The 15,511-nt window shown below is 45.2% G+C and carries 11 protein-coding genes; 7 read left to right on the top strand and 4 right to left on the bottom strand.

The window, feature by feature from the left end; genetic code table 11:
• Positions 1-164: 164 nt before the first annotated feature.
• The 7 genes from FDP09_RS09200 to FDP09_RS09170 all read left to right on the top strand — a co-directional run bounded on the left by FDP09_RS09200 (position 165) and on the right by FDP09_RS09170 (position 11,129).
• Entirely contained in the window at positions 165-800 is a 636-nt protein-coding gene (locus FDP09_RS09200; RefSeq protein ID WP_137402382.1) for a response regulator, read from the top strand.
• A 339-nt stretch (positions 801-1,139) separates the two neighbouring features.
• The gene (locus FDP09_RS09195) at positions 1,140-2,036 is read left to right on the top strand and encodes an N-acetylmuramoyl-L-alanine amidase (protein WP_137402381.1); all 897 of its coding nucleotides are present in this window, start codon (positions 1,140-1,142) and stop codon (positions 2,034-2,036) included.
• A 133-nt stretch (positions 2,037-2,169) separates the two neighbouring features.
• Positions 2,170-3,030, top strand: a complete 861-nt coding sequence (locus tag FDP09_RS09190) for a BadF/BadG/BcrA/BcrD ATPase family protein (protein WP_137402380.1) — start codon at positions 2,170-2,172, stop codon at positions 3,028-3,030.
• 4 nt (positions 3,031-3,034) lie between these two features.
• A complete protein-coding gene (murQ, locus tag FDP09_RS09185; protein ID WP_137402379.1) occupies positions 3,035-3,859 on the top strand; it encodes an N-acetylmuramic acid 6-phosphate etherase in 825 nt (274 codons plus the stop codon).
• 7 nt (positions 3,860-3,866) lie between these two features.
• Positions 3,867-5,414, top strand: coding sequence for a glycoside hydrolase family 10 protein (locus tag FDP09_RS09180; RefSeq protein ID WP_137402378.1), 1,548 nt, complete (start codon positions 3,867-3,869; stop codon positions 5,412-5,414).
• Positions 5,415-5,473: 59 nt separating this feature from the next.
• A complete protein-coding gene (locus FDP09_RS09175; protein WP_137402377.1) occupies positions 5,474-6,910 on the top strand; it encodes a sodium:solute symporter in 1,437 nt (478 codons plus the stop codon).
• 82 nt (positions 6,911-6,992) lie between these two features.
• The gene (locus FDP09_RS09170) at positions 6,993-11,129 is read left to right on the top strand and encodes an AAA family ATPase (RefSeq protein WP_137404979.1); all 4,137 of its coding nucleotides are present in this window, start codon (positions 6,993-6,995) and stop codon (positions 11,127-11,129) included.
• A gap of 5 nt (positions 11,130-11,134) precedes the next feature.
• On the opposite strand, the gene FDP09_RS09165 is transcribed toward FDP09_RS09170, so the two are convergent.
• The 4 genes from FDP09_RS09165 to FDP09_RS09150 form a co-directional block, all read right to left on the bottom strand.
• Positions 11,135-11,374 (bottom strand): hypothetical protein, encoded by a 240-nt coding sequence (locus tag FDP09_RS09165; protein WP_137402376.1) that lies wholly within the window; start codon positions 11,372-11,374, stop codon positions 11,135-11,137.
• Positions 11,334-12,218, bottom strand: a complete 885-nt coding sequence (locus tag FDP09_RS09160) for a 6-bladed beta-propeller (protein WP_137402375.1) — start codon at positions 12,216-12,218, stop codon at positions 11,334-11,336. Before FDP09_RS09160 ends, FDP09_RS09165 begins: the two co-directional genes overlap by 41 nt.
• 399 nt (positions 12,219-12,617) lie before the next feature.
• Entirely contained in the window at positions 12,618-12,917 is a 300-nt protein-coding gene (locus FDP09_RS09155) for a GIY-YIG nuclease family protein (RefSeq protein ID WP_137402374.1), read from the bottom strand.
• Positions 12,918-13,114: 197 nt separating this feature from the next.
• The gene (locus tag FDP09_RS09150; RefSeq protein ID WP_137402373.1) at positions 13,115-15,283 is read right to left on the bottom strand and encodes a bifunctional alpha,alpha-trehalose-phosphate synthase (UDP-forming)/trehalose-phosphatase; all 2,169 of its coding nucleotides are present in this window, start codon (positions 15,281-15,283) and stop codon (positions 13,115-13,117) included.
• Between the last annotated feature and the right edge of the window lie 228 nt (positions 15,284-15,511).

The raw sequence follows: 15,511 nt of genomic DNA, 5'->3' as shown, positions 1-15,511 counted from the left end.
TAAGCAATATTCAATAAACGCCTTGAAGGCGCAATTAAACCTGTATTTTAGGCAAAAATCACTGATTTACCGGGAATATCGTCTTACCGCTAATGTAAATCCTATTTTAAAAAATTGTAAATTAATGTTAATTATTTTCCCAAAAGGATAAAAATGCTGGCACCATGATTAATGTACTGATAGCGGATGACCACCGCATGTTTATAGATGGGCTAAAGGCCATGCTACTTGACATTCCCGGAATCAAAGTGGTGGGCGAAGCCCTAAATGGACAAGAAGCTTTGGATTACTGTATCGACCAACCGGTGGACATTGTCATCATGGACATTAATATGCCTGTAATGGACGGTGTAGCCGCCACCAAACAACTGCTGAAAGCCCATAAGGCACTGAAAGTATTGGGACTGAGCATGCATAACGATAGGCATTTTGTATCTGATATGCTGAAGACCGGTGCGCAAGGCTATATCCTCAAAAACACCGGAAAAGATGACTTGGTAGAAGCCATCAAAACCCTTCATAATGGTGGCACCTATCTGGGAGAAGAAGTCAGCAAGACCCTGCTGAGTAGCTTTATGAAGCAGTCAGGTAAAAATCCGTTTAACGAAAAGCTTTCTGACCGTGAAATGGAAGTGCTGGGCTGCATTGCGAATGGACTTACGACCCAGGAAATCGGCGATAAGCTCTTTATCAGCAAAAACACCGTAGAGACCCACCGCAAAAACCTGCTCTATAAACTCCAAGCTAAAAACACCGCCGAACTGGTCAATAATGCATATAAGAGAAGGTTGATCGGGTGAAGGAGGTTTGGACGTTGATAGGTTTAGCAGGTTTTAAGGTTTGGCTACCGTGGCCTGTGTCCCCGCCGCCCATGGACTTATCCCCCTAAAGTACAATGACCTTTTGGGAACTTATACAAAACCTCCAAACACTACCGCGAATTCCTCCCACTTGCCCTCTTCATCCCTTCGGTAAATATAGATGTTCAGGCTGCCATCTGAGCCAAGTGCCCAGCTGGTGACCCTATACAATATACCATAAATATGCTCACGTTTTTCTCAAAATCCCTGTTTTCGGTGAGCTAAAACCTACTTATTTCCCTGATATTTGTATATTCATTACTCACTCAGGAATCCCCTATGCTGAATAATACCACTTATCAAGCGTTTTTTCTCTTTACCTTACTGGGAATATTGCTCTTTTCATGCAGTCCTAAACCCTATGCGGATATCAACAAGGCCCACAAAAAGCAGGTAGAGGCACAGGTCGAAAAAATCACCGCTACTCCAACAGTAAAGCAGGACGCCTCCGATACCACACACCTCAATGACCTTTGGGTAGGCACGACTAATTTCAGTATTAGAAGACCAAATTTTGTCGTCATCCACCATACTGCACAGGATTCAATTGAACAGACCATCCACACCTTCACTGTCCCTCATTCCCAAGTAAGCTCCCATTATGTCATCAGCAGGGACGGCACCATCGTCCAAATGCTAAATGATTACCTCCGATCTTGGCATGCCGGAAGGGGAAAGTGGGGCCATGACACTGATCTCAACTCCTCATCACTAGGAATCGAGCTGGACAATAACGGCAGTGAACCCTTTACAGATGCCCAAATCGAAAGCCTCATCAAGCTGCTCAAAAGACTCAAGGAAGATTACAATATCCCAGCGGCCAACTTTATTGGTCACGCTGATCTAGCTCCCGGAAGAAAGGTAGATCCCAGTGTCCACTTTCCTTGGAAAAGGCTGGCAGAACAGGGCTTTGGCTATTGGTACGATGACTTTCTCCTGATGGAAATCGATGTCCCCACTGGAGGAGCAGGCTATATAACCGAAACCGTAATGCTGGAAGCTGTTCCAGCATCCTTTAACCCTTTGGAAGCGCTGCGGATCATTGGCTTCGATATCAGCGACCCTGATGCAGCCATCCAGTCGTTCAAACTTCACTTTATCCAGCAGGACATTGAATCGCCACTAAGCCGAAACGATATTCGAATATTACATAATTTATACAAGAAGTACCTTTGAGGATAATCCAGTGATTATACCAAATCCCTATTTTCAGGGATGCCTAAAGGAGCAAATACCAACATCTTTGTAACAGAAGTGACGCTTTGATCCAAGGAAAAGTCACCCATTTTGTCAAATTAAACCGATCAATATGCTGTTAATCGCAGATAGTGGATCCACCAAGACCGATTGGAGATTGGTGGATGAAGAGGGAAATACCATCGATGCAGTGCAATGCAAGGGCCTGAACCCGTATTTTTTAACAGAAAGTGAAATTGCACGAATAATCCAGAATGAAGTAGCTCCCGTCGCCAAGGGAATCGAAAAGGTGATTTTTTATGGAGCCGGTTGCGGGCTCCCTGAAAAGGTTTGCCAAGTAAAGAATGCCATCGAATCCGTACTTCCCTTAAAATATCCTACAGAAGTTTATGGAGACATTCTCGGGGCAGCCAGAAGCCTGCTACAGGATCAGCAGGGCATTACCTGCATCCTCGGAACGGGAGCCAACTCCTGCGTCTATGACGGACACGGCATCATCGACAATGTCCCTTCACTGGGATACATTTTGGCAGATTGGGGTAGCGGAACGGTCCTTTGCAAAGACTTGATTTCTCTTATCCTACAAGAAAAGATTGATTCCGAAATCAAGGATGACTTCCATGCCACCTACCCGATGGATCTCCGGCAAATGCTCGACAAAATCTACAACAAGCCACAGGCAAACCGTTTCTTGGCCTCTTTTACACCGTTTCTTCTCAAATATGCACACCATAAGGCTTGCGAAAAAATCCTTAAGGACAACTTCAGGAAGTTTTTTGAATATTATGTTTTGGCCTATGACCAGCAGCATCTTTCCGAGGCCATTACTTTCACAGGATCCATCGCTTATCACTTTAGTGACTTCCTGCATGCCACCGCGGAGGAGTATGGATTAGAAATCAACAAAATCGTACAACACCCGATGAATGGTCTGGTAAAATATCACTGTCAAACCGTTCCTGCTATCAAATAACACCATGACTGCTCAAAATGCTCTCACTACAGAAACCTCCTCGCTTTATGAGGGATTGGACACCATGAATGCCAGGGAACTCCTGACAAACATCAATAAGGAAGACCAAAAAGTCGCAACGGCAGTACAAGCGGCCATTCCTCAAATCGAAAAACTGGTCACCGCAGCTGTCGCCAAACTGGCCAATGGAGGCCGTTTGTTCTATATTGGTGCGGGGACTTCTGGAAGGCTAGGCATTTTGGATGCCTCAGAGATTCCGCCCACTTATGGCGCTTCGCCGGATTTGGTCTGTGGACTAATCGCCGGAGGAGACAAGGCCATCCGCCATGCAGTAGAAGGTGCAGAAGACAATCTCGACCAAGCTTGGATGGATTTGAGGGCCCAGCAAATCACCGAAAAGGATGTCCTCATTGGCATCGCGGCTTCTGGCAAAACTCCATATGTACTGGGAGGTTTACATACCGCCAAAGCGCACGGGATACTGACAGGAAGCATCTCCTGCAATACCAATTCCCTGATCTCTACCAAAGCTGACTATCCCATAGAAGTGGAAGTGGGACCTGAGTTTGTCACGGGGAGTACGCGAATGAAGTCCGGAACTGCTCAAAAGCTTGTTCTGAACATGATCAGCACCAGCCTGATGATTTTGCTCGGCAAGGTAAAAGGCAATAAAATGATCAACATGCAGCTCAGCAACCAAAAATTGGTCAAAAGAGGCATTGGGATGATCCAGGAAGAAATCCCTGATCTGGACGAAGAAACAGCACTGAACCTATTGACAGCACACGGCTCTGTAAAAAAAGCCATTGAAGCATACCAAAAAACCTAAAACTATCATGACGTTTACCAAGACACGAACGGCGGTATTCTTTTTTATAAGCCTCCTGATATTTGGGTCGGCAATGGCCCAAGAATCTCCCAAACGGGAACTACGAGCCGCGTGGATCGCTACGGTCAACAACATCGACTGGCCAAGCCAACCGGGACTTTCCGCAGCTGAGCAGAAAGAAGAATACGTCCAACTTTTGGACACGCTGGCTGCCGCTGGAATGAATGCCATCGTCATGCAAATCCGCCCTACTGCAGACACTTTCTACCCGTCCAGTTATGAACCTTGGTCCGCTTACCTCACGGGCAAACAAGCCACTCCGCCCAAACCCTTTTACAATCCATTGGCCTTTATGATCGATGAGGCAAAAAAAAGGAATTTGGAATTCCATGCTTGGTTTAATCCCTACAGGGCCTCTAACAGTCCTGATTTTGTCCCTTCGGCTGAGCACCCTTTGGTAAAACACCCGGACTGGTTTGTGCAATACGGTGGAAAGTGGTATTACGATCCCGGTATTCCAGAAGCACAGGAGTTTGTCCTGCAGTCCATCATTGAAGTGGTCAAACACTACGACCTCGACGCGGTTCATTTTGACGATTATTTCTACCCCTATAAAATAGCCGGAGAGGAATTTCCCGACAGGGGCTCATTCGCTCAATATGGCAAACGATTTGGGAATATTGGAGAATGGAGAAGGCACAATGTGGACTACTTTGTCGAGGCACTCTCCAAGAGGATCAAAGCAGAAAAACCCTTCGTAAAATTCGGCATCAGCCCATTTGGGGTTTGGCGTAACGACGATGTAGATCCCAGAGGATCCGCCACTAAGGCTGGACAGACCAACTATGACGACCTCTATGCAGACGTCCTCAAATGGCTAAAAGAGGGATGGATCGACTATGTCACGCCACAAATATACTGGCACATTGGATTTGAACTGGCAGAATACAAAACACTGGTGAAGTGGTGGGCCGAAAACAGCTATAATCGCCACGTTTATATCGGCCAAGGGATTTATCGTGTGGGACAGAAAGGCTGGGAAGACCACCAAGAAGTGGTCAATCAAATCCAGTACAACAGAAATTTCCCCATCGTCAAGGGAAGCATGTTTTTCAGTGCCAAGACCATTGTCCAAGACAAGGAAAACGTCAAATCCCAATTGGAGAAAGTTTACCCCCAACCTTCACTCCCTCCCATAATGCCCTGGATCAACCAATCGACCCCTTCTGCTCCTGATCACATCACGGCGAAAGGCAGCCCTGAAACGGGGATCATCCTGAATTGGCGGGCAAGCTTAAAGGAAGATGCCAGTTATTTTGTAATTTACCGGTGCGAAAATAAAGGAGCCTTGGACCTCAATAATCCGGCGCAGATCATAGCCAAAGTACCAAAGTCTCCATACGTCCTGCAAAACTGGAAAGACACGACCATTCAGCAACGGAGTACCTACCATTATGGCATCACCGCCGTGGACAGGCTTCACAATGAAAGCATGTTATCCCCAATCATCACCGTTGACACCAAGGGCAAAAGAAAGCAGGTTAATGGAGAGTAAAAAATCAAGATTAGCATAAAAAACGAAGTGAAACGTGTCAAAACAAATAATGCATTCCCATGAGCCAATCACTTGTATTCATCGTCATCGCATCTTACTTCTTGCTGCTTCTCTTGATCAGTTACCTGACCTCGAGAAAAACTGATGACCTGACGTTTTATACAGCCAATCGACAGTCTCCATGGTATTTGGTAGCCTTTGGGATGGTGGGGGCATCGCTATCTGGTGTCACGTTTATCTCTGTTCCCGGCGAGGTGGGCAATTCTTCCTGGAATTACCTGCAATTCGTCATGGGGAATATGGTCGGGTATGCCGTGATCGCCATGATCCTGATCCCGCTCTTCTATCGGCTCCATCTTATCTCTATATACGAATACCTCCGGGATAGATTTGGGCCGAAAGCTTACCTTTCGGGATCGGTGATCTTCTTGGTTTCCCAAACGATCGGAGCCTCTTTCCGGTTGTTCTTGGCAGCAACGGTGCTACAAATTGCTTTTTTTGACGCCTATAACATCCCCTTCTTTGTGACCGTATTGACCACTGCCACATTGATATGGATCTACACCTACAAAGGCGGTATCAAGACCATCGTTTGGACCGATACCCTGCAAACGACTTTCCTATTGCTGGCGGTCATCATCAGCATTGTCATCATCAGCCAACAGCTTGATCTTAATGTAGGAAAACTCACCAGTGTCATTCAGGAGAGCCCGCTCTCAACCGTTTTCGAATGGGATCCCTTGTCCAATAAAAACTTCTTCAAGATGTTTTTTGCGGGTGTATTTATTACCATTACCATGAATGGGCTGGACCAAAACGTCATGCAGAAAAACCTCACCTGCAAGGACCAAAAAGAAGCAAAAAAGAACATCCTGTGGTTCTCGATCAGCTTCTTTATTTCCAACCTGTTCTTTCTGTCGCTTGGGGTTTTGCTGTATTACTTTGCTGCCCAAAACAACATTGCCATTCCAGAAAGCACAGATGAGCTCTACCCTATCCTTGCATTGGATCATTTTGGCACCTTGGCGGGCATTACTTTTTTGCTGGGCATTATCGCCGCAGCCTTTTCCAGTGCTGATTCGGCCTTGACAGCATTGACTACTTCTTTTTGTGTGGACATCATGAAATTACCGACCAAACGGCACCTCAACCAAAAAGCCACCCGCCTAAAGGTTCATATCGGATTTACAGTGCTGATCTTCTTGGTCATTGTGGTATTTGACCTGCTCAATGACAGCAGTGTGGTGAGTGCGGTCTTCAAAGCAGCAGGATTTACTTATGGCCCACTGCTCGGGCTGTTCGCCTTTGGCCTATCCAACAAACTCACCGTAAAAGACAAGTGGGTTCCGGCCATTTGCCTGGCTTCCCCGGTCATCTGCTTTATTTTGGACAGCCATTCCGCAGCATGGTTTGGTGGCTATCAATTTGGGTTTGAAATCCTACTGGTCAATGGTGCCTTGACTTATTTGGGATTGTTGCTAGCTATAAAAAGGTAAAAGAATTAAATTGATTGCGAAGAAATCATTTGACCAGAAATGACAATACAGAAATCTGGTCAAATACATCATTATGCAACCCATGTCCTATCCCGCTTCTTCCCCGCCCCTTATCCCCCACCACCCTGAGCTCGCCAGAAAACTGGATGAGTTCATAGGGACTCCTATCCAAACAGGACTGTCATCGCCATGTGGGCTCATCATCACAGGACCTTCCGGAGTAGGGAAAACCCACTTGATAGAGCATTACATAAACACACATAAGGACGAGTATTTGCTGATCACCATCAGTCATTTACAGCAACAACGCAACATTCCGTATGCAGGGATAAAAATCGGTATCGGGGAGTTTTTGAGAAAAGTCTATAGAGAATTGACTCCTGACCAATTCGATGTTTTCTCAGGGCAGTTAAAAAAGAAACTTGGCGAGCACTTCCCGCTTCTTTTTGATTATATACCCGAACTGACCTTACTACTTGGCAAGGACACGATCCCCCCCACCTCTCCCACCCCAAAAGTAGAAAACCAACTCTATTCGCTTTTCACCACTCTTTTTGGTTTTTTAAGTGATTTTCTGGGCAAACCATTTTTGGTCTTTACAGACAATATGCAGTGGATGGACGGATCCAGCGTTAACCTGTTGCACTATCTTTTGCTTCGCTTATCTCCTCAGCAGCTGCGGCTAATCGGCGCCAGTAGGGAGTCCAAAGAAAATATCCTTCGTGTAAACCAATTGATGGAATGGCTAAACTTTGAAACCAAAACCCTGGAAATCATCCCACTCCATGGCCTTCGCACCGAACAGACCCATAGCTTTCTTGAGGAAATCCTGGGAGCATCTGTCATGCCCCATCTCCACCGTTTGTTTCACAAACTTTGTGAGGGAAACCCAAGTTATATGCAAATCCTGGCCGAAAGCTTAAAAGCCGAAAAGCTGATCGTCCGTCAAAAGGGGAAATGGTCCGGGAACATCGACAAAATCCAACGGCGCTACAATGGCCAGAATGCCCGTGATATCCTATGGGATCGCCTAAAAGCACTTAGCCAGCCGTCTTTAAAGCTGCTCACCTGGCTGTCCTGTATAGGCAACTATAACCAAAAAGTATTGCTTTCCTTATTTGAAAGCAATGAGCAACTGCTTCGGCAAAGCCTTCAGGAGTCATTGGAAATGGGGCTGCTCACTTTTCAAAAAGGTGATTACCGGTTTGCAGAAACGTACATTGGCGAAGTAATCTATGATGGCATCCCACTTAGCGAAAAAGCAAATATCCATTACCTCATAGGCGAGCACATTATCCGTAGAGGCTTGGAAATACTCAGCAGTACCGAAAAGGTACTGGTAGCCCAGCACTTCAACCAGTCTCTCGACCTGGTCAAGGGAAAAGGGCATACCCTGACTTGCGCCAAACTCAACTTGGAAGTAGCCAAACTGCAAAAGCAAGACAATGGCCACGAGCAGGCCCGCCATTTTTTAAAGATCAGCTCCGATCTCTTCAAGACACTCCCTTGGGAAGAAATAAAAGATCATTATTGGGAAACCAATATGGAAAGGGCAAAGGTGGAGTATTATCTTGGAGAATATGACCTAGCCGAAATCCACCTGGACCATTTACTGGAAAGATTACTGGATCAAGAAAAAAGGACAGAAAGTTACATCCTTAAAATCACCATCAACAACCATCTCGGAAGATATAGAAAAGTGGTGTCTATCCTGCGTGAGGCGCTTTCAGAACTCGGCCTCATCCTTCCCTCAAGTGAAACAACCCTCCAAGAGGCCATTAAAATACTAAAACACGAGATCGATAACGCAAACCAGCCGCTTGGCAATAGCCCCCGCAAAGCCCGCACCAACCAACACTTCATTCTAAAACTACTGTATGTAGGCGGAATGGCCCTCCACCACACCGCTGATACCTTGATGATCTGGGCAGCCCTGCAAATCATCAACAGGTCTCAAAACAGCGAAGACGAAGGGGTAAAAGCCATTGGTTATGTGAGTTATGGGAGAATGAACATCATCGCTGGTAATATTGACCAAGGATATCAGCTTGGCACCCAAGGACTCCAAATCAATCGATACCGGAAAGACCTGCAGTACCGGTGCCGGGTCTTTGGAGTGTTTGCATTTTATATCCAACCGTGGAAAAAAGCCTTTGACCATAGCGTTGCCCTGCTAAATGAAGGAATGGATGCGGGAAGAAAAACAGGAGATCTCATTGGGCTTTACATTCTCAAAACCCACCTTTTCAACCTTCATTTTCTTTCCGGACGCCCTATCCGGTCTTTGCTTGATTTTGCCTTTGAGGAATCCTATCCCGGAATGGAGCTCACATATTATATCACCCACTACCAAAAAAGCCTAATTCGCTACCTCTGTGGAGAACGTACATTTTTTTCCATTCCCCGACAACAGCCCAGTTGGCTAGCTGCAAAACTGACCATTCAGGAGGAACTCTTTTATCGCAACCACGTTTGGGCAAGGTACTATTTTCTTTTGGGTCACTACGAACAGGCTTCGCACAGTGCCAGGGAAGCCAATGCAAACCGAAAACTACAGGAGGGATCTCCTTTGGTTCCAGCCAATCAGGTACTGCTGTTCCTTTCCCTTACCCAAAATTGGCATAACCTGCCTCCCCATAAAGCAAATCATCACCTTGATGAACTTAGGGATATTCTTGCTGCCTGTGACCATTGGTACCATCATGCCCCCGAAAATTATGCGGCTATCTTTTGGCTCCTTCAAGCGGAGTGGGCCAAGATAAATGACCAGCCATATCATGCAGTAAAAGAGCTTTATCAAAAATCCATTCATCAAGCCGGTAAAAACCATTATGACCTTGCTCTCGCAAACGAATTACTGGCCAAATACCTGCTCGAAAAATCAGAAAACGAGGATGCCACCAAACACCTTAAGATAGCTATCCAAGCCTATACAGCATGGGAGGGAATTGCCAAAGTAAAACAATTGTACCAGCAATACCAAGTACTTCTCAATGAGGGCGCTATCCACCTTGAACCCAACATCGAAACGGTACTAAGGGAACTTAGCGGAGACCTGGAGCTAGATCCTTTGTGCAAAAAACTCATGGTCTTATTGATGAGAATTACCGGAACGGACAGCACCGCTATCGAATGGATCGAAAGCAATGGTGATGTACTGGACCAAAAAAAGCATGCCCTCCTTCCCAAAACCCAGCACGGCGCGTTCGTACCTTCTGGACTGATGCTCATGTGCCACCGTACCCAAATGCCACTTATCGTAAATGACCTTGCCAAGGAAAGTAGTTTCTCTGAAATAGCGACACTGAAAAGCCGTGGAGTGAAATCATTTCTCATTCAGCCCATAAATATCAACGGCTACCTCTCCATGGTCATCTACCTGGAAAACCGTTACGCCAAGGAACATTTTACCGAAGACATGACCCGTTGGATCCGTATCATCGCCAACCAAGGCGGGATGATTATCGAAAATGCCCGAACACACGAAAGAACGCTCATGCTCAATCAGGAGATCAGCAAAGAGATAGAAGAAAAAAAGCAGTTGATTTCCTTTATCGAACAGCAAAAAAACAATCACCTCAAAGACCTGATCCAGACCCAGGAAGACGAACGACAACGCATCGCGGGAGACCTACATGACAGCTTGGGATCCTTGCTTTCCACTATCAAAATACAATTGCAAGGCCTGCAAAGCTTTACCAAGTCTCCATCCAAAAGCAACCTGGACACCCTGAATAAAATGGATGAAGCCATTGAAGAAGTACGGCGAATAGCACATAATATGTCTCCGGTTTCTTTGAGACGCTTTGGCCTTCCATCGGCATTACAAACCCTCATCGAGCACATCAATGCAAGCGGTAAAATGTTTGGAGAACTTCAAATCCTGGGACTGAGCGAACGCTTACCTGAACATACAGAACTTACCATTTACAGAATCTGTCAAGAACTCGTCCAAAACACCCTCAAACATGCACAAGCATCCCACCTTCACCTGCAGCTTATCAACCACGGAGACTCCATAAACATCACCATTGAAGACAATGGGGCAGGCATGGACCAACAAAAAACTTCCAGCGGTTTTGGCCTGCTGGGCATTGAAGCGAAAGTCCAGATGCTCAAAGGAACTTTTAATATAGAAAGCCAGCTAGGAAAGGGCTTTCTGGCGGTAATTGATATTCCTTTGGGAGCACGCTCCCAGATGGAAAGGGCAGAATCATAGGTAGGTCAAAAAAGAATTACGGATGGATTAGGTTCGACTTCGCCAGGTTTGGGCGGATGCTGGACGATCAAATACATCTGTCCATTGGATTTTGAGTGTGGCATATATTTTTCCTCATATCCCGGCACACTAAAGCCTTCTTTGACCACAAACCCTTCTTTGGAATCCCTGTCATAAATAAACAAATAGGGCGTGTTCCGATAATCATATTTGACCAAGGAAAAAATGGTCGAAAGCCATGACATTTCGGAGGTGATAAACTTTCTCCTTTCCATCCCAGACTTTCCTTGAAAATTCAAACCTCACTTTTGGTAAAACACGATCATTCTCCACTTGATACAACGTGTCGCGAATGAATTTACCCCTGTATGCACGAGGAGGAAGAAGTATGGGGTTATAAAAATAATTTATCGAGTCGTATTCTGAAAAAAACATTAGAGAAGGTTGACTCCTCACAGCTCCCGATGAGCCATTTAATTTTAGATGATCTACCTTTATCTTTTTTTGAATATCAAATTCTTCACTAGTGCTAAAAATCTCCGCTGAAATATAATATTCACCATCATCTCCATTGACAAACTTCTCTGCCACCACCTGATAGCCATCAATAGCATTTTTGATAAAAATGGGATTGCTAGGCAATTTTTTGACCGCTGCCATTAACTTCCCTGCTGTATCAAACTTATGCAATGAAAACCGATACATATCTGAAATTAAAACCGCGTGCTCATCATCATCAAATGCGATTGAAGTCGGCGTGAAATACGTCCCGGGACCTTCATCTCCTATTTCCCCAATATTTTTAACAAAGTTACCCTCTAGGTCAAACTGCAAAACTCCATTCTTGATATCGACAATGTAAAGATGCTCATCCGAAACAGCAATATCTTGGACGTATTTAATCATACTAGAATTTGTCAATTCTAATGGAATTTCTACATAATCACTCGCGAAATCCTCCAGATGAACCGCTTTCTTCTCATCGTGATCAATGTGAATAACGGGGATATCCGATGTCGTTTTAGTTGACTTTTGGCATTGAAAAAGAAAAACACAAGCCGTCAAAAGAAAAACCAGATTGAATTTCATAAAGCTGAGGTTAAAAGTTTAGCGATCTAAAACATTAACGTATGACTTAAAAACAAGTTGACCTGAGAACATTATACGTTTCCCAGGTCAACCTATACCGTTAATTGATTTTACAAACAGATGACTTTATACCTTATAACCTCAGGTCGATTTTAAAAACCGTCACTGCGAGGTGTGAGTATGGATTTGCGTGGAGGAGCCGTGGCAGCTCGCCGCGGCGAGTTGCCACACCCTTTTCCAACGCACATGCCTCCCCAAAAAGGGTTCGCAATGACGTTTTCCTATTTCGTCACTGCGAGGAGGAACGACGCGGCAGTCCCCTGTCCCGAAGAGGAGATTGCTTCATTCCGCTGTCGCTGCGTTCGTATGACGGGTAAGTGATGTGTTCGCGGTAAATTTTCACCATTTCTGAATATCATCCCACAAATCTTTCCAGTCAGGATTGAATGAGTTTATTAACTCTTTTTTCTTTTTTCGGCTTCCACCTTTTATTTGTTTTTCTCTAATAATAGCATCTTCAATGGAATGAAAAGTTTCATAATAGACGAGTTTGTTTATGTTATATCTGTATGTAAAGGATTTAGTACTTTCAGTGAATTTGTGTTCGTGTATTCTTTTAATAAGGTTTGATGTAACACCTACATAGAGGGTTGTGTTGTTTTGGTTTGTCAATATGTAAATGCATCCGCCTTTTTCCATTTTTCTTTCCTATCGTTATGTTTCCCGTCACTGCGAATCCGAGGAAGGAGGATGTGGCAGTCTCCTGTCCCAAAGTCCATCCTTTTCGAGGGGGTAATGTCCCTTATACGAGATTGCTTCACTCCGCTGCTCTCCGTTCGCAATGACGTTTTTGACAGTTTTACTTGCATTGTAGTCTCGAACTCAGGTTTATACAATCACGTCAACTTATTCAGCAGATACCGCACCTCTTTTGGGCTCTTGATATTGTAATTGGCTTTGGTATAGCTGTAGCCTACGCGGATGCTGAATGCATTTTCGGGCATGGCCTGGAAGGTATCCTCATCGGTCCAATCATCACCAATGGCCAAGATGAAATCGTACTCATTTCCTTTCATAAAGGCAGTGGCAGCTCGCCCTTTATTGATATCGGGACGCTTGATCTCCAGCACCTTGTTTCCTTCCAGCACTTGTAGATTATGTCCCCTGGCCATGTATTTCAAGTGGCTAAAGAGCTCACGCATCCTCAGATCGCCCAATCCACTTTCCACCTTGCGATAATGCCATACCAAGGAATGGTGTTTTTCCTCAATGTGCGCACCGGGCGTACGCTGCACATAATATTCCATGACCGATTTGATGTCCGGCTTCCAATGGTCATCTATGTCAGCGTAAAGCTCCCAGTCTTTCCCGCCATTGATTTTCAGCCATACGCCATGTTCAGCGATGATATCCACTTTCTGGCCTTTAAACCATTTGCCCAGGGTCTCCTTATCCCTCCCGCTGATAACGACTACTTGAGATTTCTTGGTCAGCTTGCTGACCAAACTTTTCAGTTCTTCATCGGGACTGGCTTCCTCCGGCTTGCCCTTAAACCCGACCAGCGTACCATCATAATCCAGGAACAAAATAGGCTTTTTGGCTATTTTAAAATTCTCATGCAGCTCACTGATCACATCCGCATCCACTTCTTTGGACTGGAGATCCAGCTGTTTTTGCTTGACATATTGCAATCGGTCCATAAACACTTTTACCCACTGGAACACATCATAACGCTGAATGGTCTCCTGCATGGACACGATGCGCGCGCGCTGTTCTTTCTCGGTCATGGTGATGGCTTGCTTGATGGCTTCTGCCACGCCCTTGTTATTGTTTGGATTGACCAAAATAGCGTCCTGTAACTCTTTGCTCGCCCCCGCCATTTCAGAAAGGATCAGCACGCCCTTCTTGTCCACCTTACTCGCCACAAACTCCTTGCAGACAAGGTTCATCCCATCCCGCAAAGGCGTCACCAAGGCAATATCAGACATCGCATAGAAGGCACTCAGCTCTTCAAATGGAAAACTTCGATAGAAATAATGGATCGGCACCCAATTGAGGGTGGAATAGTCACTGTTTATACGTCCCACCAACGTATCGATTTCTTCTTTGAGCCGCTGATAAGACCGCACCTTGTCGCGAGAAGGCACTACTACCATAATCATGGAAACCTTTCCGTGGTATTCGGGATTTTCTTCCAAAAAGCGATCGAAGGCTTTGATACGCTTGGGAATCCCTTTAGAGTAATCCAGCCGATCAATGGAAAGCAGAAGCTTCTGATCGCCAAGCAATTCCAAAAATTTCTTGGCGATGGTCTGCGTCTTTTTGGATTTGGCCGACTTGGCAAACTTATCGTAATCGATCCCCATTGGAAAGCTGTCCACATTGATCAGGCGGTTTTCTGCCTGGATATAGCCACTTTCATTGGACAAGCCCATGATCCGTCCCACGGCACTCAAAAAGTGCCTCATGTCATCATAAGTATGGAAGCCGATCAAATCCGCCCCACACATCCCCGTCAAAATCTCATGCCGCCAAGGCAACATCCTCACCACCTCGTACGAAGGAAAAGGAATGTGCTGGAAAAAGGCTATAGTAGCATTGGGCAATTTCTCCCGAAGCATTTGCGGCAGCAGCAGCAACTGATAATCATGTACCCATATCGTATCATCCGGGTCTGCTTTTTTCAAAATGGCGTCACAAAACATCTTGTTCACCCGCACATAAGCTTCCCAATGGTGCTCGTCGTAATTGATGTTTTGGGTGAAATAGTGAAATGCCGGCCAAAGGGTTTCGTTGCTGAATCCCTCATAAAATTGCTCGATATCCTCCCTCGTCAAAAAAACCGGTGCCATTTTCAACTCGTGCAGTTCAATGATGATTTCAGCACGCTGCTCCGGGTCTTCCACATCGTTGCCTGGCCAGCCGATCCATATATTCTCTCCTTCCTTGTAAATGGAGCCCAAACCGGTAGCCAATCCACCTGCACTGGGTTTAAATTCAAATTTTCCGTTCTTATGCCGTAAACTAACAGGCAGCCTGTTAGAGACAATAATTGTTTTTCCCATAATTATTTTGTGGTTTTCTTAAAAATAAGAGAAGACAAGCTGTATTTTGGTGTGATTTTGACAAGATATCCGCCTAAAATTTCATACTTCAATATAACAAAAATATCGAATACAACAAAGTAAACTTTCCATCAAACATGCCCTAAAAACCTGAATTTTGTACCATTTTTTGGTCATCACACGAAATACCCATTTGCTGTAATCCCGAAACATGTCCTGTGGATTTCC

Origin of the sequence: Echinicola rosea (assembly GCF_005281475.1) — a bacterium.
GTDB lineage: Bacteria > Bacteroidota > Bacteroidia > Cytophagales > Cyclobacteriaceae > Echinicola > Echinicola rosea.
Note: the sequence above shows the minus strand (reverse complement) of the source record. Positions and strands in the feature narration are given on the sequence as shown.

Bases quoted from the DNA above. Each gene is read 5' to 3' on its own strand.
- FDP09_RS09200 (WP_137402382.1), top strand. From the start codon at position 165: ATGATTAATGTACTGATAGCGGATGACCACCGCATGTTTATAGATGGG.
- FDP09_RS09195 (WP_137402381.1), top strand. From the start codon at position 1,140: ATGCTGAATAATACCACTTATCAAGCGTTTTTTCTCTTTACCTTACTG.
- FDP09_RS09190 (WP_137402380.1), top strand. From the start codon at position 2,170: ATGCTGTTAATCGCAGATAGTGGATCCACCAAGACCGATTGGAGATTG.
- murQ (WP_137402379.1), top strand. From the start codon at position 3,035: ATGACTGCTCAAAATGCTCTCACTACAGAAACCTCCTCGCTTTATGAG.
- FDP09_RS09180 (WP_137402378.1), top strand. From the start codon at position 3,867: ATGACGTTTACCAAGACACGAACGGCGGTATTCTTTTTTATAAGCCTC.
- FDP09_RS09175 (WP_137402377.1), top strand. From the start codon at position 5,474: ATGAGCCAATCACTTGTATTCATCGTCATCGCATCTTACTTCTTGCTG.
- FDP09_RS09170 (WP_137404979.1), top strand. From the start codon at position 6,993: ATGTCCTATCCCGCTTCTTCCCCGCCCCTTATCCCCCACCACCCTGAG.
- FDP09_RS09165 (WP_137402376.1), bottom strand. From the start codon at position 11,374: ATGTCATGGCTTTCGACCATTTTTTCCTTGGTCAAATATGATTATCGG.
- FDP09_RS09160 (WP_137402375.1), bottom strand. From the start codon at position 12,218: ATGAAATTCAATCTGGTTTTTCTTTTGACGGCTTGTGTTTTTCTTTTT.
- FDP09_RS09155 (WP_137402374.1), bottom strand. From the start codon at position 12,917: ATGGAAAAAGGCGGATGCATTTACATATTGACAAACCAAAACAACACA.
- FDP09_RS09150 (WP_137402373.1), bottom strand. From the start codon at position 15,283: ATGGGAAAAACAATTATTGTCTCTAACAGGCTGCCTGTTAGTTTACGG.